Source organism: Microbacterium sp. Cr-K32 (genome assembly GCF_000708345.1).
GTDB lineage: Bacteria > Actinomycetota > Actinomycetes > Actinomycetales > Microbacteriaceae > Microbacterium > Microbacterium maritypicum_A.
In genome coordinates this window covers 72,044-93,789 of sequence record NZ_JARD01000020.1, presented here as the reverse complement: position 1 = coordinate 93,789, position 21,746 = coordinate 72,044, and the positions used below count along the sequence as shown (strand labels likewise).

Here is a 21,746-nt window from a genome sequence, read left to right as displayed (position 1 = left end):
GGGTCGTCACTGCGCCACGAAGAACGGGACGGCGCCGGTCAGGATGCCGACACCGAGCATGACCAGCGAGACGATCGTCGCACGCCACAGCACCTTGCGGTGGTGATCGCCGAGGTTGACGCTCGCGAGCGACACGAGCAGCAGGATCGCCGGCACGAGCGGGCTCTGCAGGTGCACGGGCTGCCCCGTGATGGACGCCCTCGCCATCTCGACAGGATCGATGCCGAAGTTCGCCGCGCTCTGGGCGAGCACCGGGAGGATGCCGAAGTAGAACGCATCGTTCGACATGAAGAACGTGAACGGGATCGAGAGGACGCCGGTGATCGGCGCCAGGAACGGTCCGAGGGCCGGCGGCAGCACGTTCGTGATCCAGGTGGCCATCGCATCGACCATCCCGGTGCCGGTGAGCACGCCGACCAGGACCCCGGCCGCGATGACCATGGAGACGACCCCCACGATGCTCGGAGCGTGCGCCACGATCTCCGACGCCTGTTCCTTGATGCCGCGGAAGTTGATGACGAGGGCCAGCCCGGCACCCACCATGAACACGTACGGCAGCGGCAGGATGTCGAGCACCAGCAGCACCATCACCGCGACGGTGAGCACCAGGTTGAACCAGATGAGCTTCGGCCGGAGGGTGGGGCGTGCAGGATCCAGCATCGTGTCGGCCATGGCCGTATCGGCGGGATCGACGTTCGCGGCCGAGACAGGGGCGTGTCCACCGGCGACGACCACCAGGTTCCCGGTGCGCAGCGACGCACGTGCACCCGGCTTCGGCTCGGCTCCGCGGAAGATCTTCGGCACCGTCGAGAGCGATCCCCCGTCGGCCCCGACCAGCAGCCCCTCGGAGTCCAGCCGTCCGAGTCGACGGCGTTCCTGCAGCCCCAGGATCCACGCGAAGCCGAGCGTCACGACGATCCCGGCGCCCAGCGCGGGAAGCATCGGGACGAAGATGTCGGTCGGCTGCAGTCCCAGAGCGGTCGCCGCCCGGACCGTGGGCCCTCCCCACGGCACGATGTTCAGGGTGCCGTTCATGAGTCCGGCGACGCACGTCAGCACGACCGGGCTCATCCCCAGTCGGAGGTATATCGGCAGCATCGCCGAGGTCGTGATGATGAAGGTCGTCGAGCCGTCGCCGTCGAGGGACACCGCACCGGCGAGGATCGCGGTGCCGAGCACCACCTTGGCGGGATCGTCTCCGAGCAGGCGGGTGATCAGCCGGATGAGGGGATCGAAGAGCCCCACGTCGATCATGATGCCGAAGAACATGATCGCGAACATGAGCAGCGCCGCGGTCGGGGCCATCGCGCCGATCGCGTCGAGGATCATGTCGCCGAGGCCGAGGCCCGCTCCCGCGAAGAGTCCGAACGCGGTCGGTACGAGGATCAGGGCCACCATGGGTGTGAGGCGCTTGGTCATGATGAGCGTCATGAACGCGAGCACCATGGTGAATCCGAGGAGCACCAGCACCCACTCGGGCGGTACGAACGCCACGTCGTAGGTCGGCGCCTCTTCGGCGGCCGCGAACAGGCCGGTGAGTGCGTCTGGCATGCGTTGACTCCTTCGTCGTGGCTCCGTCATCGGCGACGGATCCCGTCGAGACTAGGCAATCGACGACGTCCGGGTGCGGTATCCCGCATTCCCTGACGTTGTGCGCGTAGCGTGGGTTCTGCGCATATTGCGCGGTATGAGCGTAGGAGAAGCACGGTGCCGAGGACGATGTCGACCAGACCGCGGTTCGCCACGCGCGCCCTGCTGCTCCAGCTCGCCACGGTGACCCTCGTCGTCGCCCTCTGCACGGGCGTGTATCTGCTGCTCACCGTGCAGCAGTTGCGCGCAGAGGCCGAGTCGACCGCGATGGGCATCGCCCGCACCCTCGCCGAGGACCCGCAGGTGCGTGCAGAGGTCACGCGCATCTCCCTCTCGGAGGGCACTCCCGACGCGGCGGAGCTGCGCGACGGCGACCTGCAGCGCATCGCCTCCGACGTGACGAGCCGCACCGGAGCGCTGTTCGTCGTGCTCACCGATGACAACGGCATCCGACTCGCGCACCCCACTCCCTCGCGCATAGGAGAAGTGGTCAGCACTCCCTACGAGGAGGTGCTCGCCGGCGCGGAGGTGGTCGACTGGCAGACGGGCACACTCGGCGAATCCGCACGGGCGAAAGTCCCCGTCCGCGACGACGCCGGCACGCCGGTGGGCGAGGTCAGCGTGGGGTTCGAGCGTGCCGGGGTGTTCGATGATCTCCCTCCCCTGCTGACGGTGATCGGAGTCACGGCGGCGGGCGCGCTCGCCCTGGCCGGCCTCGCATTCCTGCTGCTCCGCCGGCGCTGGGAGCGTCTGACCTTCGGAGTCCAGCCGGAAGAACTCGTGGCATTCGTCCAGAACCAGACGGCGGTGCTGGACGGCGTGGTCGACGGCGTCGTCGCCGTCGACCCCCGAGGAGTGGTGCGCGTGAGCAATGCCGCCGCCGATCGCCTGCTGGGGCTCGACGATCCCATCGGAAGGCCCATCGAGGAACTCGGCCTGACCACAGCCGTCCTCGAGGCGGCGACAGGCGCACGCCCCCGTTCCCGTGCCATCGTCGGCGACCGGATGCTCTACCTCGACTCTCGCCCCGTGGTGCGCGACGGCCACGCGCTCGGCGACGTGCTGATCGTGCGTGATCGCACGGATCTGGTCGCCCTGACCGAGCGGCTGGAGACCGTCAGGACGATGACGGCGGCGTTGCGCGTACAGCGGCACGAGTTCGCCAACCGCATGCATGTGGCGGCCGGGCTCATCGACGCCGATCGGGTGCGAGAGGCGCGCACGTTCCTCGGCGAACTCGTGGAGCGGGGGCCGGTGGTGTTCCCCGTCGTCGGATTGGACCTCCTCGGTGATCCCTTCCTGCACTCGTTCCTCGGCGCCAAGGGCGTCGAGGCCGGGGAGCGCGGGGTGGCCCTTCGGATCGCGGACGACACCCAGCTGCTCGGGACCGTCCGCGAGGCGGAAGACGTCGCCGCCGTGCTCGGCAACCTCATCGACAACGCCGTCGCCGCCGCCGTCGCAGGCGAGCGGAGACCACGCTGGGTCGAGGTCGCCGTGCTGGACGACGGCGACGCCCTCGTGTTCACCGTCTCCGATTCGGGGTCCGGCCTCGGGGGCAGCGACCCGTCGACGCCGCGGTCGCGGGAGCAGGATGCCGCCGGAGACGTGCACGGGCACGGGATCGGGCTGCCCCTCTCGACGGAGATCGCCCGTCGGAGCGGTGGAGACCTCTGGGTGATCGATCCGGGCGGGCCCGACAGCGGCGCGGTGTTCGCCGCACGCATCGGCGGTGCCGTCGACAGAGCCCGCCACGATGAGAAGGAGAACACATGACCGAGCCTCTGCGCGTGCTCATCCTCGACGACGACTTCCGAGTGGCCCAGCTGCATCAGGGCATCGTCGAGGAGCACCCCGGCTGCACCGTCACCGAGACCGTCCGCTCCCTCGCAGAGGCACGCGACAGCATCCGCTCATCGCGCCCTGACCTCCTCATCGCCGACGTCTTCCTCCCGGACGGCGACGGCATCGCGCTCGTACGGGAGTCCGGGGTCGACGCCATCCTCATCTCCGCGGCCGACGACGCCTCCACCGTGCGCAGGGCGCTCCGGTCGGGGGCGGTGGGCTACCTCGTGAAGCCGTTCGAGCGACGAGCGCTGTCGAGCCTCCTCGACCGCTACATCCGCTATCGGAACCTCCTCAGCGGTGACCGTGCGCTGCGCCAGGAAGACATCGATCGCGCCGCGGCGATCCTGCACGGTGCAGGTGAGCCGGTGTCGATCTCGCGCTCGGCGACGGAGCAGCTCGTGCTCGCGGCACTCGGCGACGGCGAAGCCTCAGCCGCCGAGATCGGCGAACGCGTCGGGATCTCCCGCGCGACCGCACAACGGCATCTGGCGGCGCTGGCCGCCAGGACCGTCGTCGAGGTGCGACTCAACTACGGCACGACAGGACGTCCCGAGCATCGGTACATCGCACGGACCTGACTCGGGGCGCGTGCCCCTCGCTCAGGACTCGGAGCCGACCGCGGCGAGCCGGGCTTCCTCATCGGCGGTGATGGCGCTCTCGATCAGCGGATCGAGAGCACCGTCCATCACCTGATCGAGGTTGTACGCCTTGAACCCGGTGCGATGATCCGCGATGCGGTTCTCGGGGAAGTTGTAGGTGCGGATGCGCTCCGAGCGGTCCATGCCCCGGATCTGCGATCGGCGGGCGTCGGAAGCCGCGGCGTCGAGTTCCTCCTGCTGTCGCGCGAGCAGCCGGGCGCGCAGCACACGCATGCCGGCCTCGCGGTTCTGCAGCTGGGACTTCTCGTTCTGCATCGAGACGACGATGCCGGTCGGCACGTGCGTGATGCGCACGGCGGAGTCCGTCGTGTTCACGGACTGGCCGCCGGGGCCGGACGACCGGAAGACGTCGATCTTCAGGTCGTTCTGGTCGATGTGGATCTCCTCCGGCTCATCGACCTCGGGGAACACGAGCACACCGGTGGTGGAGGTGTGGATGCGCCCCTGCGATTCGGTCGCCGGCACACGCTGCACCCGATGAACTCCGCCCTCGTACTTCAGGTGCGCCCAGACGCCCTGTGCGGGATCGGAGGACGAGCCCTTGATTGCGACCTGGACGTCCTTATAGCCGCCGAGGTCGGATTCGTTGCGCTCGAGCAGCTCCGTCTTCCAGCCCTTGGAGGCCGCGTACTGGATGTACATGCGCAGCAGGTCGGCGGCGAACAGCGCGGATTCCGCGCCGCCCTCCCCCGCCTTGATCTCCATGATCACGTCACGGGCGTCGTCCGGGTCGCGCGGGATCAGCAGACGTCGGAGGCGCTCCTGCGAGAGCTGAAGCTCCTCCTCCATCGCCGGGATCTCCGCGGCGATGGACTCGTCCTCGCGGGCGAACTCGCGAGCGGTCTCCAGATCGTCGGTGGCAGCGACCCAGGCCTCGTACGCGGCGACGATGCGCGACAGCTCGGCGTAGCGGCGATTGACGCGCTTGGCCCGGGCGGCGTCGGCGTGCACCGCCGGGTCGGAGAGCTCCTCCTGCACCCGGCGATGCTCATCGATCAGAGTCTGGACGGACTCGAACACGGCTCAGCCGCTCAGCGGATGTTGTTGTCGTGCCCGTGCGCACCCGAGGGGAGCGTCGGGATCGACTTCTGCATCTGCACGAGGAACTCGACGTTCGAGTTGGTCTCCTTGAGCTTGCCGAGCACGACCTCGAGGGCCTGCTGCTGGTCGAGGCCGGCGAGGGCGCGACGCAGCTTCCAGGTGATCTTGACCTCGTCGGCCGAGAGCAGCATCTCCTCGCGACGAGTGCTCGACGCGTTCACGTCGACCGCCGGGAAGATGCGCTTGTCGGCCAGCTGGCGGGACAGACGCAGCTCGCTGTTGCCGGTGCCCTTGAACTCCTCGAAGATGACCTCGTCCATCTTGGAGCCGGTCTCGACCAGCGCCGTGGCGAGGATCGTGAGGGATCCGCCGTTCTCGATGTTGCGCGCAGCGCCGAAGAAGCGCTTGGGCGGGTACAGCGCCGACGCGTCGACACCACCGCTGAGCACACGACCCGATGCCGGGGCCGCCAGGTTATAGGCCCGGCCGAGGCGGGTGATCGAGTCGAGCAGCACCACGACGTCGCGGCCGAGCTCGACCAGGCGCTTCGCGCGTTCGATCGCGAGTTCGGCGACGGTCGTGTGGTCTTCGGCCGGACGGTCGAACGTCGAGGCGATGACCTCGCCCTTGACCGAGCGCTCCATGTCGGTGACCTCTTCGGGGCGCTCGTCGACGAGCACGACCATGAGGTGGACCTCAGGGTTGTTCTGCGCGATCGCGTTCGCGATCTGCTGCAGGACGATGGTCTTTCCGGCCTTGGGCGGCGCGACGATCAGGCCACGCTGGCCCTTGCCGACCGGGGCGACCAGGTCGATGATGCGCTGGGTCAGCTTCTCCGGAGCCGTCTCCATGCGCAGGCGCTCCTGCGGGTACAGCGGGGTGAGCTTGCCGAACTCCACGCGGGTGGCCGCGTCGTCGATCGAGAGGCCGTTGATCGAGTCGACCTTGACGAGGGCGTTGTACTTCTGGCGCCCCTGCTGCTCGCCCTCACGCGGCTGCTTGATCGAACCGACGACCGCGTCGCCCTTGCGCAGGTTGTACTTCTTCACCTGACCGAGCGACACGTACACGTCGCTCGGACCGGCGAGGTATCCGGTCGTACGGACGAACGCGTAATTGTCGAGCACGTCGAGGATGCCGGCGATCGGGATCAGGACGTCGTCCTCGCCGATCTCGGTGTCGAACTCGTCGGTCGGCACACCGCTGCGGCGCTTGTTGCGCTGACGGTTGCGGTTGTTGCCACCGGCCTGGTCGTCATCGGCAGCGGGCTGTGCCTGCTGCTCCTGCGCCGCGCCGTTCTGGCCACGTCCGCGGTTGCGGCTGCGGTTGCGGTTGCGACCGCGGCCACCCTGCTCCTCGCCACCGTCGGACGAGTCCGAGTCGCCGTTCTGCGAGTTCTCCGCAGGCGCGGCGTCGGAACCGGTTTCCGCCGTCGGCTCGGCAGCGGGCGCCTCGGCGTCGGCAGCGGGCTTCTGTGCTCCGCGGCGTCCGCGCCCGGTCGTCTTGGGTGCGGGCTCGGCCGGAGCCTCGGCCGTGGCAGTAGCTGCGGCATCGGCAGCAGGCGCTTCGGCGGCAGCGGTATCCGCGGCAGGAGCCTCGGCATCCGCCTTCTTCGCACGGCTGCGGCTCGGGCGCTTCGCCTTCGGCGCGGCTTCGGCGGCATCTGCGCCGGCGGATGCGGAATCGGCTGCAGCCGCTTCCGGCGCGGCATCCGTCTTCGCCGCCTTCTCGGCCTTCGCCGCCTCGGCCTTCTCGGCCTTGGCCGCAGCCGTCGCGGTGCTCGCACGACGCGGCGCGCGCTTGCGGGCAGGCGCGGACTCGGTCGTCGACTCCGCGGATGCCGCGGGTGCCTCGGCGGTGGGCGCCGACTGATCGTTCTGGGTCTCGGAGAGGTTCTCCACGAGTACTCCCTTATATGTCATGGGGAATGAGCGTTGAACGCACACAACGGGTGCTGCGCGCGATCGCACGGGCTGACGCTCGGCGCCAGCCAGCCTCGGCAGGCGGCTCTGGAATGAGCTCTGCCACAGGGGTTTGCGTGCGGGTCTTGCAAGAGATGCAATGGGGCCAGATTCACGCAGTTACGTGGAGCCCTCCGCTCGAGTCCCCACTGTACCACCACGGACGTCGACTGCGAGCAGGAGCGCCTCCCACGGGGTGTCGGTGACTCGATCGGCCAGCTCGACCGCATCCTGGCGGCTGCCGGGACCGTCGGCAAGCACGAGGACGCTCGGGCCGGCTCCGGAGACGACGGCCGCGAAGCCTGCGGCCCGCAGTGCCTGCACGAGACGCTGCGTCTCGGGCATGGCTCCGGCCCGGTAGTCCTGGTGCAGGCGGTCGGCGGTCGCGTCCAGGAGGAGTTCGGGGCTCTGCATCAAAGCGGCGATCAGCAACGCCGAGCGCGAGACGTTGAACACGGCATCGGCGGTGGACACCTGCGGGGGCTGCAGCGATCGCGCCTGCGACGTCGACATCGTGTACGCGGGGACGAGCACGAGAGGCGACACGCCGCGATGCACGAGCAGCTTCTTGTGCTGTGGTCCGCGCTCGGACATCCACGCGATCGTCAGCCCGCCGAACAGCGCCGGAGCCACGTTGTCGGGGTGGCCCTCCAGCTCGGTCGCGAGGCGGAGGAGGTCGGTGTCGCCGATCTCGACGTCGCCCGCGAGCAGCCCCTTCGCGGCGAGGACTCCCGCGGCGACGGCGGCTCCGGAGGACCCGAGGCCGCGACCGTGCGGCACGCCGTTCTCGGCGACGATCCGCAGCCCGGGTACCGGGCGGCCAGCGTCGGCGAAGACGTACGCGATGGTGCGGACGATCAGGTTCGACTCGTCGCGGGGGATCTCGGTCGCGCCGGATCCCGTCACCTCGATCTCCAACTGCCCCGGAGGCAGGGCCGTCACCTCGAGGGTGTCGTAGATGCTGAGCGCCAGGCCCAGCGTGTCGAAGCCGGGGCCGAGGTTGGCGCTCGTCGCGGGAACCCGCACCTCGACGGTGCGCGCCGGCACCGCGTCGCCTGCGGCCGGCGCGAGGGCTGCCGCCATCGTCACTCGCCTTCCACCCGGAGCACCGAGACCACGCGGGCCACGACCTCGCTGTCGGCGAGAGCGTCGACGGTGGCGCTGAGTGCCTGCTCGGTCGCGCGATGCGTGCCGATGATCAGACGGGCGGTCGGTTCGTCCTCCCCCTCGACGGTCTGCACGACCGTCGCCACCGAGACGTCGCCGTCGCTGAGGATGCTCGCGACGGTGGCCAGCACGCCGGGCGCATCCGCGACCTCGAGCGTGATCTGGTAACGGGTGGTGACGTGGCCGATCGGCACGACGGGAAGGTTGGCGCGAGTGGACTCCCCCACCCCGACCCCGCCGGCGATGTGGCGACGGGCGGCCGAGACGACGTCGCCGAGCACCGCGGAGGCGGTCTGCACACCGCCGGCACCTGCACCGTAGAACATCAGCGAGCCGGCGGCCTCGGCCTCGACGAACACCGCGTTGTTCGCGCCGTGCACGGAGGCGAGCGGATGCGAGGTGGGCACCAGGGCCGGGTAGACCCGCACCGAGATGGACTCGGCGCCGTTCGCCTCGATGCGCTCGCAGACGGCGAGCAGCTTGATCACGAAGCCGGCGGCGCGAGCCTCTTCGATCATGGAGGCCGTGATCGAGGTGATGCCCTCGCGGTAGACGGCGTCGAGCGGGACCGCGGTGTGGAACGCGAGACTCGCGAGGATGGCGGCCTTCTGCGCGGCGTCGTACCCCTCGACGTCGGCCGTGGGATCGGCCTCCGCGTAGCCCAGGCGCTGCGCATCGGCGAGCACGTCGGCGAAGTCGGCGCCCTCGGTGTCCATCCTGTCGAGGATGTAGTTGGTGGTGCCGTTCACGATGCCCATGATGCGCACCACACGGTCGCCGGCGAGCGAGTCGCGGAGCGGACGGATGATCGGGATCGCTCCCGCGGCCGCGGCCTCGTAGTACACGGAGGCGCCCACGCGGTCGGCCGCCTCGAAGAGTTCGGGCCCGTGCGTCGCCAGCAGCGCCTTGTTGGCTGTCACGACGTCGGCTCCGGATCCGATCGCCTGCAGGATGCTCGTGCGGGCCGGCTCGATTCCGCCGATGAGCTCGATCACGATGTCGGCACCCAGGATCAGCGACTCGGCGTCGGTGGTGAAGAGCTCTTTGGGCAGGTCGACGTCACGGGGAGCGTCGATGTCGCGCACGGCGATGCCGGCGAGCTGCAGTTCGGCGCCGGCACGGTCGGCGAGCTCGTCGCCGTGTCGCAGCAGGAGTGCCGCCACCTGAGAGCCGACCGCTCCGGCACCCAGCAGCGCCACGCGAAGTCGTCGGTAGTCAGTCATGGTTACTCCTTCGGAGGTGGGTCATTGGTCTCCCTCGGGGGCGCTCGCCCCGTCGATGCCCGCGTCGCGGGCCAGCACGTCGTCGATGGTCTCGCCGCGGACGATGACCGTAGAACGTCCATCGCGCACGGCGACGACCGGCGGACGCGGCACATGGTTGTAGTTGCTCGCGAGCGAGACGCAGTACGCGCCGGTCGCCGGAACCGCGAGCAGATCGCCCGGCACGAGGTCGTCGGGCAGGTACTCGTGGTCGACGACGATGTCGCCGGACTCGCAGTGCTTGCCGACCACGCGGCTGAGGCGGGGCCCGCCCTCGCCCACGCGGGAGGCGAGCCGTGCGGAGTACTGGGCCCCGTACAGAGCGGGACGCGCGTTGTCGCTCATGCCGCCGTCGACGCTGATGTAGCGGCGCACGGCTCCGGAATCGATCGTGACGTCCTTGGTCGTGCCGACCTCGTAGATCGTGACGCCCGCCGTGCCGACGATGGCACGGCCCGGCTCGAACGAGAGCGCGGGGACGGGGATGCCCCGAGCCGCGCAGTCCTCGGCGACGGCGGTGATGATCGCGCCTGCGAGTTCCTCGATGGGCGTCGGGTCGTCGACTCGCGTGTAGGCGATGCCGAAGCCGCCGCCGAGGTTGAGCTGCGGCACGGGGCCGCTCTCGAGCAGCGCCGCATGCAGGTCGAGCACGCGGGACGCCGATTCGCGGAACCCGGCGACGCCGAAGATCTGCGATCCGATGTGGCAGTGCAGACCGGCGAAGACCAGGCCGGGGATCTCACGGATGCGCGCGACGGCCTTCTCCGCATCCGGGAGCGGGAAGCCGAACTTCTGGTCCTCGTGAGCGGTCGCGAGGAAATCATGGGTCTCGGCATGGACCCCGCTGATCACGCGCACCAGCACACGCTGCGTGGCTCCGGTGCGAGCGGTGATCGCCGCGAGGCGCTCGATCTCGACGGCGCTGTCGACGATGATCGTGCCGACGCCGACCTCGACGGCTCTCTCCAGCTCGGCGACCGACTTGTTGTTGCCGTGGAAGCCGATGGATGCCGGCACGACGCCGGCCGCGAGAGCCACCGCCAGCTCTCCCCCGGTGCACACGTCGACGCGAAGTCCCTCGTCGACCACCCACCGCGCGACCGTCGTGCAGAGGAATGCCTTGCCCGCGTAATAGACCTGAGCCGTGGTGCCGTTCTCGGCCGCCGCCTGGTCGAAGGCGAGCCGGAACCGCCGTGCACGCCCCCGCACCTCGTCTTCGTCGAGCACCAGCAGCGGGGTGCCGTAGGTGCGGGCGAGCGTGGTGGCGCTGACGCCCGCGATGTCGAGAACGCCGTCGGGATCGCGCACCGCGGAGGCGGGCCAGACGCCGTCGGCGAGGTCGTTCGCGTCTTCGGGGACGGCGAGCCATTCCGGAGCGAGCGAATCGGCAGGGAGAAGCACTGATCACCAATCGTGGGAAGGATCTCGGGCGGGGCACGCACATCGAGGCTGACCCGATTCTAGGGCACCGCCCGGTCGCCCTTGGTCAGGGTGACGCGCGGCGTCAAGCCCCTGCGGGCGACCGGCGTCGCCTCATAGTGTGGGGGCGTGACGAACAGCGAAACGAGATCAGACTCCCCCGCAGAGCCGGGACTCATCGCGCGCATCACCGGGCCGGTGATCGCCTGGGCTCTCGCGCGCCGACCGGTGCGCGCCGCGTTGCTCTACACCGAGCGTCGCGGACCGATGCTCGCCGACAGCGTCACGTACCGGGCGCTCTTCAGCGTGTTCGCCGGCGTGCTGCTGGGCTTCTCCATCGCGGCGCTGTGGCTCGCCGGGAATCCCGTGGCCTGGCAGGCGATCATCGACTCCGTGCAGGCGGCGGTACCGGGGCTCATCGGCGAGGATGGCGTGATCAAGACCGAGGATCTGCGTGCGCCCGCCTCGCTGTCGATCGCCGGGATCATCTCCCTCGTCGCCCTCGTGGGGTCCGCGCTCGGCGCCATCGGCTCACTGCGCACGGCCGTGCGCGTGCTCGCCGGGACCGTGCAGGACGACATCCTCTGGATCTGGGTGATCCTGCGCAACCTCGCGCTCGCGCTCGGCATCGGTGTCGCGTTCGTCGCCTCGGCCTTCCTCACCTTCGCCGGCCAGCTCGGCGTCACATGGATCGCCGGAATGCTCGGCCTTCCCGAGGACTCACCCGTCGCGGCCTGGACGGTGCGCCTGGTGTCGCTCGTGGTCGTCTTCGCCCTGGACGCGGTGATCATCATCGGTGTGTTCCGCCTGCTGTCCGGAGTCCGCCCGTCGCCTCGATCGCTCTGGTCCGGTGCGCTGCTGGGCGCGCTGGGACTCCTGGCACTGCAGGAGCTGTCTGGCCTCTTCGTGGGTGGCGCCACTAGCAATCCGCTGCTGGCCTCGTTCGCCTCGCTGCTCGCGCTGCTGATCTGGCTGAACTTCTCCGCACAGGTGATGCTTTTCGCCTGCGCCTACATCGTGACTGCCGAAGAGGAGAAGTCCGATCGCGTGCACGCGAAGTTCGCGGCGACCACGTTTCCGCAGCGACGACTGCAGCGCGCGGAGGTCGACGTGCAGATCGCCACGGCCGAACTGCGAGCGGCGCAGAAGGCCGCGAGTCCTGACACCACTTCGTGACCGTGCGCCCGCGTTGTGACCAGATCTAGTAGATTGGTCACAACGAGAGGATGCCATGGATCCCCGACGCACGAGCATCGTCCTCCCCCAGGCCACGGTCTCCGCTCTGGAGTGGCGACCGGCATGCGAGTCCGGTATGCCCGTCCTGCTCCTGCACGGCGGCGGTGCCGATAACGCCGAACTCTCGTGGAGTGCGGTCGGACATGCTCTCGCCGAGGCGGGGCATCGCGTGATCGCGCCCGACCATCCGGGCTTCGGGCAGAGCCCACGTCCGGACCGGCCGCTCACTCAGGAGCGGCTCGTGCGATACGTGGGCGAGCTCGTCGACGGGATCGGTCTCGCCGACTACGCCGTCGCCGGCCTCTCACTCGGCGGCGGCATGGCGGTCGGGCATCTCCTGGATCGACCCGGCCGCGCGCGATCAGCGATACTGCTCGGATGCTACGGTCTGATGCCCCGTCTGGCCGACGGCTTCTCCGGTCGGCTCACGCACTTCGGCACATTCCTCCTGCTGCGTTCGGGTCTGCTCGCCCGGATGACCCGCGCGTACGCGCACAACCGTTCAGCGATGGAACGAGGGCTGCGAGAGCTGGTGCGGAACCCGACAGCGCGCACGCCTGAACTCGTGGATGCAGTGCTCGCCGAGGCCGCCACCGGCACCGGCCTGGAGACGTTCGGGGAATGGCAGCGCGATCAGGTGCTCTGGAATGGACTGCGCACCGTGTACGTCGAGCAGCTGCCTTCGATCACGACGCCCACGCTCCTCGTGCACGGCGATCGTGACTCCGGCGTTCCCCTCGCGCGCATCCGGATCGCCGCCGAGCAGCTTCCGGTGGGGTCGCTGGTGACCGTACCCGGTGCCGGACACTGGGTTCAGCGCGACCGCCCCGACCTCGTCATCCCGGCCATGCGGGAACACCTGGAAAGGAGCGGCGATGCCCAGACCCCGCGTCCCTGACCGTCGCGAGCGCATCCTCGACGCGGCCGAACGACTGGTGCTCGCGCAAGGCTTCGACAGCGTGAGCGTGACGTCGATCGCCGACGGCGCCGGGATCGGCAAGGGTGCGGTCTATCTGGAATTCAGCGGCAAGCGGGAGATCCTCGATGCACTCCTGCAGCGCGGGACGGCGCGCATGAATGACCGCGTGAGCCGCGAACTGGGCGACCGACCCCGCCTGAGTTCTGCGTATCGCGCCTCCGCACGCGCGCTGAGTGCCGATGCGCTCATGACGGCGGCGTTCCTCGACGACCGTGGCATCCTCGGTGCGCACGTGGCGGAGATCACGGACAGCCGGTATCGCGATCGGCAGCGACGCGTCGTCGAGTGGCTGCACGGCCTGCAACGGCGCGGCGAGATCGTGGCGGACGTGGACGTCGAGGCGCTCGCCCTCGCGCTCTCGAGCGCGTCGATCGGCCTCCTCTCGGCGGCACGACTGCTCGGACCGTTCGACTCCGCGCAACTCGAACGCGCGATCGACACGATCGGCCGCATGGCCGAGACCTTCGAGAGGACCTGACCATGCATGTGGAGAGCTTCGGAGCACGCGACGGACATCCCCTGCTGCTCCTGCACGGTGGAGGTGTCGCCGGGTGGATGTGGGAGCCGCTGCGCGCGCACCTCGGCGAGGGTCTGCGCATCGTCGTCCCCGATCTTCCCGGACATGGTCACAGCACCGACGAGGCATATGTGTCTCACGCGGTCACGACCACGGCCCTCGCCCGCCTGCTGGACGACCTCGGGAGACCCGCCACGGTCGTCGGCTTCTCACTCGGCGCCCAGCTGACCGTGCAGCTCGCAGCTCGGCACGCAGAGAGGGTGCGGAACGTCGTCGTGGTCAGCGCACAGGCCGCTCCGATGTGGGCGACCCGTCCCACACTCGCCCTTCTCGGCGCGACCGCCGGCCTCGCGAAGAAGCAGTGGTTCGCCCGGATGCAGGCCCGGGAGCTGTTCATCCCGGACGAGCTCCTGGACGACTACGTGCGTACGTCGGTTGGCATCTCACGGGAGAGTCTGCTCCGCTCCGTCGAGGAGAACCTTCGATTCTCACCACCGCCAGCCTGGCGGTCGTATCCCGGAGCGGCGTCGATCCTCGTCGGGGGGAAGGAGAGGTCGCTCATGAAGCGCTCAGCGGCTCTGCTCCACGCTTCACTCCCCCACAGCGATCTGCGCGTCGTCGACGACTGCGGACACGGCATCCCCCTGCAGCGTCCCTCGTGGCTCGCCCGACACATCGAGGCGACGCTCGACGAGCCCCCTCACCCCGCGTAGCCCGGGACGCCGGGTGAGAGCGCCGCCGGAAGACGACTCGGGGTCAGCTCGGGCACACGCCCTTGTCCTGGAGCGTGGTGTCGGTGACGATCGCCCCGTCCACATCGATATCGATCACGGCCGCACCGTCGACGACCTCGAGTCCGGTGAGGGCGAGGCCTGCGGGCAGCTGATCGGCGATGCACACCCGTTGCGGTTGCGTCAGCCCTTCGCCGATGGCGCCGAGAGTGGAGGCGACCCGGTCGAGATCGATGTCGAGTCCGCCGATGCTCGCGGCCACCGGTGTCAGCTCGAGGTCGCCGTCGACCGTGCCGGGCGTGAGCGTGAGCGACAGCGGAACGGCGGCCCCGAGCACGCTGATCGACCCGCTCACCGTGGCGTTCGGGGCGGCGAACTCCACGGAGTCGACGGGCAGATCGGTCCCGGCGAGCAGAGACGTGAACTGCTCTTGATCGATGCGGATGGTCCCTGAGGCGCCGCCCAGATCGCCGCCGTGCAGCGGGACGTCCGTCGCTGTCACATCGACGGCGCCCGTGATGCCCTCCAACGTCACCGAATCCGTCGACAGACGCAGCGTGTCGAGGGTGCCGCCGATCAGCTGCGGCAGCAGGAGCCCCTGCGTCTCGACGTCGAGCTGCTGGTCGGAGGGCAGGTCGAGCTGTTCCACGACGATCGACCGCACGACGCCGGGGAGCACGGCTCGAGCGATGAGTTCCGCAGCGACCAGGAGCACTGCGAGCACGACGACCACGATCAGCAGCACCCAGGGCCAGCGGGGCCGTGTGCGCGGCGCGGCCGCCTCCTGAGCGGAGGCGGAACCGGGGATCACGAGCGTCGGATGCTCCGCGGCGGCGTCGGGGTACGGCAGGGTGTGGTTGTCGTCGCTCATGCCTGCCATCCTGCCGCACCGAGAAGAACGCCGAGCCGCACTACATCCGCTCTGGTGCGGAGACGCCGAGGAGCTCGAGTCCGTTGCGCAGCACCTGACCTGTGGCGTCGTTGAGCCACAGCCGGGTGCGGTGGACGCTCTCGATCGGGTCTTCGCTCAGCGGGATCACGCGGCAGTTGTCGTACCAGCGGTGGTACAGGCCGGCGAGCTCCTCGAGGTACCGGGCGACACGGTGCGGTTCGCGCACGTCGGCGGCGAACGCCACGATGCGCGGGAACTCCTGCAGCGCACCGAGCAGCGCCGCCTCGGTCTCGTGCGTGAGCGTCTCGGGAGCGAACTCCGAGCGGTCCACACCGGACTGGCCGGCGTTGCGTGCGACGTTGTGGGTACGCGCGTGGGCGTACTGCACGTAGAACACCGGATTGTCGTTCGTGCGCTTCTGCAGAAGCTCGGGGTCGAGGTCGAGCGGCGAGTCGGCGGGCGAGCGCTCCAGCGAGTATCGCAGCGCATCGCTACCGAGCCAGTCGAGCAGATCATCCATCTCGATGATGTTTCCCGCACGCTTGCTGAGGCGCGCACCGTTGATCGACACCATCTGGCCGATGAGCACCTGGACGTTCTTCTCCGCGTCCTCTCCTGCCGCTCCGGCGACGGCCTTGAGGCGGTGCACGTAACCGTGGTGGTCGGCGCCGAGAAGGTAGATCTTGTTCTGGAAGCCGCGGTCGCCCTTGTTCAGGTAGTAGGCGGCGTCGGCGGCGAAGTACGTGTACTCGCCGTTCGACCGGCGGATGACACGATCCTTGTCGTCACCGAAGTCGGTCGTGCGCACCCACACGGCGCCCTCGTCGTCGAACACGTGTCCCTGTTCGCGCAGACGGTCGACGGCCTGGTCGATCAGGCTCGTGCCGGACGCATCCTTGGCGTGCAGCGTGCGCTCCGAGAACCAGACGTCGAACGGCACGTTGAAGCGGTCCAGCGAGCTCTTGATCTCGGCGAGCTGGAATTCGTACGCGAGTTCCATCGCGACGGCGGACTGCTCGGCATCCGGCAGCTGCAGCAGGTCGGGTCGCGCCTCGAGAACACGGCCGGCGAGGGTCGTGATGTACGCGCCCGGGTAGCCGCCCTCGGGGGTGGGCTCGCCCTTCGCCGCCGCGAGCACCGAGCTCGCGAAGCGCTCCATCTGCGCACCGGCGTCGTTGATGTAGTACTCACGCACGGCGTTCGCACCGCTCGCGAGGAGCAGACGCACGATCGAGTCGCCGAGAGCAGCCCAGCGCGTATGGGCGATGTGCAGCGGACCGGTCGGGTTCGCGGAGACGAACTCGACGTTCACGCTCACTCCCGCCTGCGACGCGTTCGTGCCATAAGCGCTACCGGCATCGACGATGACCTTCGCCAGCGCACCCGCCGCTGCGGCATCGAGACGGATGTTGATGAACCCGGGGCCCGCGACCTCAGCGCTGGCGATGCCGTCGACGTCGGCGAGGCCGTCGACGATCTGCTGCGCGAGCTCGCGCGGGTTCGTGCCGAACGGCTTGGCCATGCGCATGGCGATGTTCGAGGACCAGTCGCCGTGGTCGCGGTTGCGGGGGCGCTCGAGCACGATGTCGGATGCGGAGAGCTCCAGCGGCTCGCCGGGACGTCGTTCCTCGGCGATCGGTGCGAGGACGGCGAGGATGGCTGCGGCGAGGGTTTCGGGGTTCATAGCCTCCCCAGTTTACGGGGCAGGGAGTGCACGACCGACGGCGCGGGGCTCCCCGAATTTGCGTTCGGCCTCCGGTGATCTACTCTCATGCCATGAAGCCGCCCGCCACCCGTCGCCGAGTGGGCGCCGCCGGTATCGCCGCCGGCCTGCTCATCGCCGTCGCGGCAGTGGTCCTCGGCGTGTGGCGGCCATGGATCCCGGCGCCCTCCACGACTCCGATCAGCGCACCCGCCGATGCGGCATCCGGCCCCTCGGCGGTCATCGCGCCGGCGCCGCTCGTCCTGCCGGAGCATCCGACCGTGCTGGTGTTCGGCGACTCCTGGACCTACGGTTCGGCGGCGACCGTCCCGACCCTCGGCTACGCCTACCTGTTGGCGGACCTGCTCGACGGCGAAACCGTCGTGAACGGAGTCCGCGGGAGCGGATACCTGAAGCCCGGGATCGACGGCCCCTCCTTCGGCGAGCGGATCGCCGCCCTCGACACGTCCCTCTCGCCGGATCTCGTCATCATCCAGGGGTCCATCAACGACCGCGCACAGGGTGTCGCCGGGTACCGCGAGGCCGTCAACGCCGCGTGGGACGCGATGGCCGCCACCTACCCGGAGGCGACGATCGTGGTGCTCGGTCCGGCGCCGCACGAGCTCCCCGTGGGCGCGGCCACCGCGCGTATCGACGCGGATCTCTCCGAGCTCGCCGCCGCACGCGGCTGGTGGTACATCTCCCCCATCGCCCAGGACTGGATCACCCCGCAGAACTACCTCGACGTGATCGACGTGGACGCGGGACGCCAGCATCCCTCCACGGACGGCCACCGTTATCTGGCCGAGAAGCTCGCTGCGGCGCTGGACGAACTGCGCGCCGCGCCCGTCACCGTGGCCGGTGGGTCGGAGACCACCCCCGACGAGTGATATTGTCGATCGGTACGCCTCCGTAGCTCAGTGGATAGAGCGCCGGTTTCCGGTACCGTAGGTCGCAGGTTCGACTCCTGTCGGGGGCACACACGTTGTACGCGAATGGAACGTCGATCCATACGAAGTCCATCCGAGTATGAGAAAGCCGCCTGGTTTCAGGCGGCTTTTCTCGTCTTGGCCAGGCTTTCAGCGGGGACGCCGCGCTTCACATCCATTTCTGTCGCTTGAAGATGATGTACAGAACGAGCGCGAACGCGACCATGCCCCCCACGGCAAGCGGATACCCGAAGGCCCAGTGGAGCTCGGGCATGTTGTCGAAGTTCATGCCATAGATCGCGCCGATGAGCGTCGGAGCGAAGAGGATCGCGGCCCAGCCGGAGATCTTCTTCATGTCCTCGTTCTGCCGCTGCGCGACGAGAGTGGCGTTGACGGTGAGAATCTGCGAGAGGGAATCACGGAGTTCGCTGATCTGCGTCTCGGCGCGACTGAGGTGATCCGCGACGTCCTGCAGGTACGACTGCAACGGCTCGGGAATGTCGTACCGGCGGAATCCTTTCCGCAAGGCCGCGAGCACCTCAGCGAGACCGGACGTCGCCTGCTGCAGGTCGATGACCTCCTGACTTAGGCGGTAGATACGTTCGGTGACGGTCGCATCACCGCTGAACACCTGGCGCTCGATCTGCTCGCGGTCTATGGCAAGGCCGCGAAGAACCGGCGTGTAGCCATCGACGACGGCGTCGAGGAGGCGATAGACGATGGCTTCAGGGCCGTAGTGCAACAGCTGCTCGTCATCGAGAAGGGTGCCATCGCCACGGTCGGCGGCGCCGGAGGCATCATCCGCGTCGAGACCGTCGATCCACCGTCCGTCCTGGCAGAACACGGCGACCGCCTGCGGGCGTACGAGGACATGGAACTCGGCGAAGTCGACATCCTCCTTCGCGTCGATGTACCAGGCCGACCGAACGACGAGGAAGAGCGTGTCGCCGTAGCGTTCCAGCTTCGGACGCTGCCCGGCATGGAGGAGATCCTCGACGAGAAGCGGGTGCAGGCCCCACACACTCGTCAGGTCCGCCACGTCCTCCGGCGTCGGCGTCGGATACAGCAGGAGCGCGGTCCGACGCCCATCCTCATCGATGAACTTCTGAGCACCGTCCACCGTGGTGTCGCGAGGAGCCCGGACCAGGTGGCCATCCTCGACGTACCGTGTCCGACGCGTCGTCCCCTCTGTGGGCATCGACGCGCTGACGGTACGACGGCGGAACATCCCGCCGCGGCGACGGCTCGTCTCGTCGCTCGTGGGCTGTGTCATGCCGTGTCCTCTCGCTTCTGTTCGGAGTATGCCGCAGATCGTGGCGGGGATCAGGAAGCCCGAGGTGCGAGCACCTCTTGCAGGGCCGGGGCGACGACACGGACCAGATCATCGACGTCTGCCTGCTCAAGCGTGGGCACACCGATGATGCGACGCGCGGTGACGATACCGACGAGCATGGCGGATCCGAGGCCCGTACGCAGCGCGGCATCCGGGTCGCCGCTTGCGTGCGTGCCTTCCCGCAAGCGGGACTGGATGAAATCACGAAGCTGGTCGTTGGCATGCTGGTTGACGATGGCCCCGCGGAGCATGGCCATGAGCGGTTCGGATTCCTCGCCCGGCCCTTCCCACGCCTGCAGGTAGGCGCGCACGACCCGCTCCCCCAGGTGCTCGTCCGGGCCTTCGAACGCTGTGTCGAAGCGGTCGAGGGCGGAGGCGGGTATCGCCATCACCGCGGCGAACAACTCATCCTTGGAGCGGAAGAACTGCATCACCTGTGAGGCATCGACGCCGGCGTCTGCCGCCACACGACGGATCGTCGTCGCGGCGAAACCCTCGGTCGCGAACCGCGCTCTGGCGGCGTCAAGGACGGTGCGACGTGTGCTGCCCGGGCCTGGCCGCCGCCCGGGGCGTCGGCTGACCGGCTTCTCCTCAGTGCTCACCCGATCAATCTACGCCTAGCCCGCCAGTTTCTCAACACGCGTTGAGTTTTGTGAAGATCAGACGTACGCTCGCAGCGACCCGAGATCTTGGGCCACGTCCACGAGATGAAAGAATCGCCATGTCCACCGAACAGAAGATCTTCACGCCCTCCCACCCGCTCCCCGCAGGCCGAACCGGACTCCTCACCGCGTTCGACCCCGGCGTCCGCGTGCTCGAAGCCGGGCACCAGGTCGCACCTCCGTTCCGCCCGCTCCCGGTGGATGTGGTCTTCGAGAAGGACATCGCCATTCGGCTTCGCGACGGCGTCACCATCTACGTCGATGTCTTCCGTCCTGTCGGACCGGAAACGGTACCGGTGATCCTCGGGTGGAGTCCGTACGGCAAGGCACAGGGGACGTCGATGAGCGTGATGGGCGTATTCGGGCTCGTCGGGCTCTCGAACTCCATCGTCTCCGGGCTCGAGAAGTTCGAGGGCCCCGACCCGGCATACTGGTGCGCGCAGGGATACGCGGTCTGCAACCCCGACATCCGCGGTGTCGTCGACTCCGAGGGCGACAGCGTGCTCTGGGATCGTCAGGACGGACGCGACGCCTACGACCTCATCGAGTGGCTCGCCGAGCAGGACTGGTGCAGCGGCAAGGTGGGAATGACCGGCACCTCCTACCTCGCCGTCTCTCAGTGGTTCACCGCCGCAGAGCAGCCACCGCATCTCGCCGCCATCAACCCCTGGGAGGGTGTCAGCGACGTCTACCGGGATCTCGTCCTGCGCGGCGGCATGCCCGACACCGGATTCGCTCGCCAACTGCAGGAAGGCAGCTTCTTCGGCAAGAACCTCAAGGAGGACATCCTCGCCGAAGTCGACGCGCACCCGCTGTTCGACGAGCTCTGGAGCGAGAAGGTCCCCGCTTTCGACAAGATCACCGTGCCCGCCTACATCGTCGCCAGCTACTCCAACACCCTTCACACCGCAGGCACCTTCCGCGCCTGGCGCCGCATCGCCTCCGAAGAGAAGTGGCTGCGCGTCCACAACGGCCAGGAATGGCCCGACTACTACGACCAGGACAACGTCGACGATCTCCGGCGCTTCTTCGACCGCTACCTGAAGGGGATCGACAACGGATGGGAATCGACGCCGCGAGTGCGTTACAGCGTCCTCGATCTCGCCGGTGGGGACAAGGTCGATATGCCGGCGGATGAGTTCCCCCCGACCGAAGCGGTGTCGACGAAGCTCTACCTCGACGGTCATACGCGGCGCCTGACTCCCGATATTCCGGTCGATGCCTCGACCGTCACGTACGTCGTGGACAGGAACCCGAACGCCGCGTCCTTCCTGCTCCGCTTCGACGAGACAGCACTGCTCGTCGGGTACCCGAAGGCGCACCTGTTCGTCGAAGCCCGTGACGCCGACGACATGGACCTCTTCGTACTGATCCAGAAGCTCGATGCCTACGGCACGCCGCTGCAGCAGTTCACCGTCCCCAACCAGAGCGCGATGTCGCACGACCTCACGGACCATGGCGCGACGATTCTGAAGTACAAAGGGTCCGACGGTCGCCTTCGCGTCTCCGCGCGCCACCTCGACGAGAACCTGACGACGGACGATGTGCCGGTGCATTCCTTCGACCGCGTCGAGAAGCTGTCAGCAGGCGAGATCGTCGAGATCGAGATCGACCTGCTCCCTCTCGGCCTCGCCTTCGCCCCCGGCGAGCAGCTCCGCTTCATCGTCAGCGCCCGCAACCTGTTGGGAACCTTGATGCCTGGCATCGAAGAGTATGTCCCAGTCAATCAGGGCGCTCACGTGATCCACACCGGCGCCGACCATGCGTCCTACCTGCAGGTGTCCATGCGAAACGGTTGACCAGAGGCCCGGTGCTCGTCTC

18 protein-coding genes and 1 tRNA gene are annotated in these 21,746 nt (G+C 68.7%); 9 read left to right on the top strand and 10 right to left on the bottom strand.

The window, feature by feature from the left end; translation table 11 throughout:
- Positions 1-6: 6 nt before the first annotated feature.
- Complete coding sequence (locus GZ64_RS0110620) at positions 7-1,551, bottom strand: CitMHS family transporter (protein WP_029258407.1); 1,545 nt, start codon at positions 1,549-1,551, stop codon at positions 7-9.
- A 168-nt stretch (positions 1,552-1,719) separates the two neighbouring features.
- Between GZ64_RS0110620 and GZ64_RS0110615 the strand changes: the two genes are divergently transcribed.
- Together GZ64_RS0110615 and GZ64_RS0110610 are read left to right on the top strand one after the other, a co-directional pair.
- The gene (locus GZ64_RS0110615; RefSeq protein ID WP_029266462.1) at positions 1,720-3,363 is read left to right on the top strand and encodes a sensor histidine kinase; all 1,644 of its coding nucleotides are present in this window, start codon (positions 1,720-1,722) and stop codon (positions 3,361-3,363) included.
- Positions 3,360-4,013: a response regulator gene (locus GZ64_RS0110610; protein WP_029266460.1), complete on the top strand. Its 654-nt coding sequence runs from the start codon at positions 3,360-3,362 to the stop codon at positions 4,011-4,013. Before GZ64_RS0110615 ends, GZ64_RS0110610 begins: the two co-directional genes overlap by 4 nt.
- Positions 4,014-4,034: 21 nt before the next feature.
- Here the strand turns inward: GZ64_RS0110610 and prfA are convergent, their stop codons facing one another.
- The 5 genes from prfA to lysA all read right to left on the bottom strand — a co-directional run bounded on the left by prfA (position 4,035) and on the right by lysA (position 10,926).
- Positions 4,035-5,114, bottom strand: a complete 1,080-nt coding sequence (gene prfA / locus GZ64_RS0110605; RefSeq protein WP_021199361.1) for a peptide chain release factor 1 — start codon at positions 5,112-5,114, stop codon at positions 4,035-4,037.
- Between the two features lie 11 nt (positions 5,115-5,125).
- Positions 5,126-7,057 carry a transcription termination factor Rho gene (rho, locus tag GZ64_RS0110600; protein ID WP_231479870.1) on the bottom strand — a complete coding sequence of 644 codons (1,932 nt, stop codon included), beginning with the start codon at positions 7,055-7,057 and terminating at the stop codon, positions 5,126-5,128.
- A gap of 159 nt (positions 7,058-7,216) precedes the next feature.
- Positions 7,217-8,179, bottom strand: a complete 963-nt coding sequence (gene thrB / locus GZ64_RS0110595) for a homoserine kinase (protein ID WP_029266456.1) — start codon at positions 8,177-8,179, stop codon at positions 7,217-7,219.
- Between the two features lie 2 nt (positions 8,180-8,181).
- Positions 8,182-9,486: a homoserine dehydrogenase gene (locus tag GZ64_RS0110590; RefSeq protein ID WP_029266454.1), complete on the bottom strand. Its 1,305-nt coding sequence runs from the start codon at positions 9,484-9,486 to the stop codon at positions 8,182-8,184.
- 21 nt (positions 9,487-9,507) lie between these two features.
- Positions 9,508-10,926, bottom strand: coding sequence for a diaminopimelate decarboxylase (gene lysA, locus GZ64_RS0110585; RefSeq protein WP_029266452.1), 1,419 nt, complete (start codon positions 10,924-10,926; stop codon positions 9,508-9,510).
- Between the two features lie 147 nt (positions 10,927-11,073).
- Here lysA and GZ64_RS0110580 point away from each other — a divergent pair, with 147 nt between their 5' ends.
- The 4 genes from GZ64_RS0110580 to GZ64_RS0110565 are packed head-to-tail and all read left to right on the top strand — an operon-like array spanning position 11,074 to position 14,389.
- On the top strand, positions 11,074-12,120 hold the full coding sequence (locus GZ64_RS0110580) for a YihY/virulence factor BrkB family protein (RefSeq protein WP_021199356.1): 1,047 nt from the start codon (positions 11,074-11,076) through the stop codon (positions 12,118-12,120).
- Positions 12,121-12,175: 55 nt separating this feature from the next.
- Entirely contained in the window at positions 12,176-13,078 is a 903-nt protein-coding gene (locus tag GZ64_RS0110575; protein ID WP_029266448.1) for an alpha/beta fold hydrolase, read from the top strand.
- Positions 13,056-13,637 (top strand): TetR/AcrR family transcriptional regulator, encoded by a 582-nt coding sequence (locus tag GZ64_RS0110570; RefSeq protein WP_029266446.1) that lies wholly within the window; start codon positions 13,056-13,058, stop codon positions 13,635-13,637. The genes GZ64_RS0110575 and GZ64_RS0110570 overlap by 23 nt, the downstream gene beginning before the upstream one ends.
- Positions 13,638-13,639: 2 nt before the next feature.
- A complete protein-coding gene (locus GZ64_RS0110565) occupies positions 13,640-14,389 on the top strand; it encodes an alpha/beta fold hydrolase (RefSeq protein ID WP_029266444.1) in 750 nt (249 codons plus the stop codon).
- A gap of 43 nt (positions 14,390-14,432) precedes the next feature.
- Here GZ64_RS0110565 and GZ64_RS0110560 read toward each other — a convergent pair whose 3' ends face one another.
- The gene (locus GZ64_RS0110560; protein WP_029266443.1) at positions 14,433-15,278 is read right to left on the bottom strand and encodes an LmeA family phospholipid-binding protein; all 846 of its coding nucleotides are present in this window, start codon (positions 15,276-15,278) and stop codon (positions 14,433-14,435) included.
- Positions 15,279-15,318: 40 nt separating this feature from the next.
- Positions 15,319-16,983, bottom strand: a complete 1,665-nt coding sequence (argS, locus tag GZ64_RS0110555; protein WP_029266441.1) for an arginine--tRNA ligase — start codon at positions 16,981-16,983, stop codon at positions 15,319-15,321.
- 92 nt (positions 16,984-17,075) lie between these two features.
- Between argS and GZ64_RS0110550 the strand changes: the two genes are divergently transcribed.
- Both GZ64_RS0110550 and GZ64_RS0110545 read left to right on the top strand, forming a co-directional pair.
- The gene (locus GZ64_RS0110550) at positions 17,076-17,891 is read left to right on the top strand and encodes an SGNH/GDSL hydrolase family protein (RefSeq protein WP_029266439.1); all 816 of its coding nucleotides are present in this window, start codon (positions 17,076-17,078) and stop codon (positions 17,889-17,891) included.
- 16 nt (positions 17,892-17,907) lie between these two features.
- Positions 17,908-17,980 (top strand) — tRNA-Arg (locus GZ64_RS0110545).
- A 119-nt stretch (positions 17,981-18,099) separates the two neighbouring features.
- Here the strand turns inward: GZ64_RS0110545 and GZ64_RS0110540 are convergent.
- Both GZ64_RS0110540 and GZ64_RS0110535 read right to left on the bottom strand, forming a co-directional pair.
- Complete coding sequence (locus tag GZ64_RS0110540) at positions 18,100-19,203, bottom strand: magnesium and cobalt transport protein CorA (protein WP_029266437.1); 1,104 nt, start codon at positions 19,201-19,203, stop codon at positions 18,100-18,102.
- A gap of 50 nt (positions 19,204-19,253) precedes the next feature.
- On the bottom strand, positions 19,254-19,865 hold the full coding sequence (locus GZ64_RS0110535) for a TetR/AcrR family transcriptional regulator (protein ID WP_029266435.1): 612 nt from the start codon (positions 19,863-19,865) through the stop codon (positions 19,254-19,256).
- Positions 19,866-19,984: 119 nt separating this feature from the next.
- Between GZ64_RS0110535 and GZ64_RS0110530 the strand changes: the two genes are divergently transcribed.
- Positions 19,985-21,724 (top strand): CocE/NonD family hydrolase, encoded by a 1,740-nt coding sequence (locus GZ64_RS0110530; protein ID WP_029266433.1) that lies wholly within the window; start codon positions 19,985-19,987, stop codon positions 21,722-21,724.
- Positions 21,725-21,746: the final 22 nt, after the last annotated feature.

Excerpts from the sequence above, each read along its gene's own strand:
- GZ64_RS0110530 (WP_029266433.1), top strand. The coding sequence starts at position 19,985 with ATGTCCACCGAACAGAAGATCTTCACGCCCTCCCACCCGCTCCCCGCA.
- GZ64_RS0110615 (WP_029266462.1), top strand. The coding sequence starts at position 1,720 with ATGTCGACCAGACCGCGGTTCGCCACGCGCGCCCTGCTGCTCCAGCTC.
- GZ64_RS0110560 (WP_029266443.1), bottom strand. The coding sequence starts at position 15,278 with ATGAGCGACGACAACCACACCCTGCCGTACCCCGACGCCGCCGCGGAG.
- GZ64_RS0110575 (WP_029266448.1), top strand. The coding sequence starts at position 12,176 with ATGGATCCCCGACGCACGAGCATCGTCCTCCCCCAGGCCACGGTCTCC.
- thrB (WP_029266456.1), bottom strand. The coding sequence starts at position 8,179 with ATGGCGGCAGCCCTCGCGCCGGCCGCAGGCGACGCGGTGCCGGCGCGC.
- GZ64_RS0110550 (WP_029266439.1), top strand. The coding sequence starts at position 17,076 with ATGAAGCCGCCCGCCACCCGTCGCCGAGTGGGCGCCGCCGGTATCGCC.
- GZ64_RS0110590 (WP_029266454.1), bottom strand. The coding sequence starts at position 9,486 with ATGACTGACTACCGACGACTTCGCGTGGCGCTGCTGGGTGCCGGAGCG.
- GZ64_RS0110540 (WP_029266437.1), bottom strand. The coding sequence starts at position 19,203 with ATGACACAGCCCACGAGCGACGAGACGAGCCGTCGCCGCGGCGGGATG.
- rho (WP_231479870.1), bottom strand. The coding sequence starts at position 7,057 with ATGACATATAAGGGAGTACTCGTGGAGAACCTCTCCGAGACCCAGAAC.
- argS (WP_029266441.1), bottom strand. The coding sequence starts at position 16,983 with ATGAACCCCGAAACCCTCGCCGCAGCCATCCTCGCCGTCCTCGCACCG.
- GZ64_RS0110610 (WP_029266460.1), top strand. The coding sequence starts at position 3,360 with ATGACCGAGCCTCTGCGCGTGCTCATCCTCGACGACGACTTCCGAGTG.
- GZ64_RS0110570 (WP_029266446.1), top strand. The coding sequence starts at position 13,056 with ATGCCCAGACCCCGCGTCCCTGACCGTCGCGAGCGCATCCTCGACGCG.
- GZ64_RS0110565 (WP_029266444.1), top strand. The coding sequence starts at position 13,640 with ATGCATGTGGAGAGCTTCGGAGCACGCGACGGACATCCCCTGCTGCTC.
- GZ64_RS0110620 (WP_029258407.1), bottom strand. The coding sequence starts at position 1,551 with ATGCCAGACGCACTCACCGGCCTGTTCGCGGCCGCCGAAGAGGCGCCG.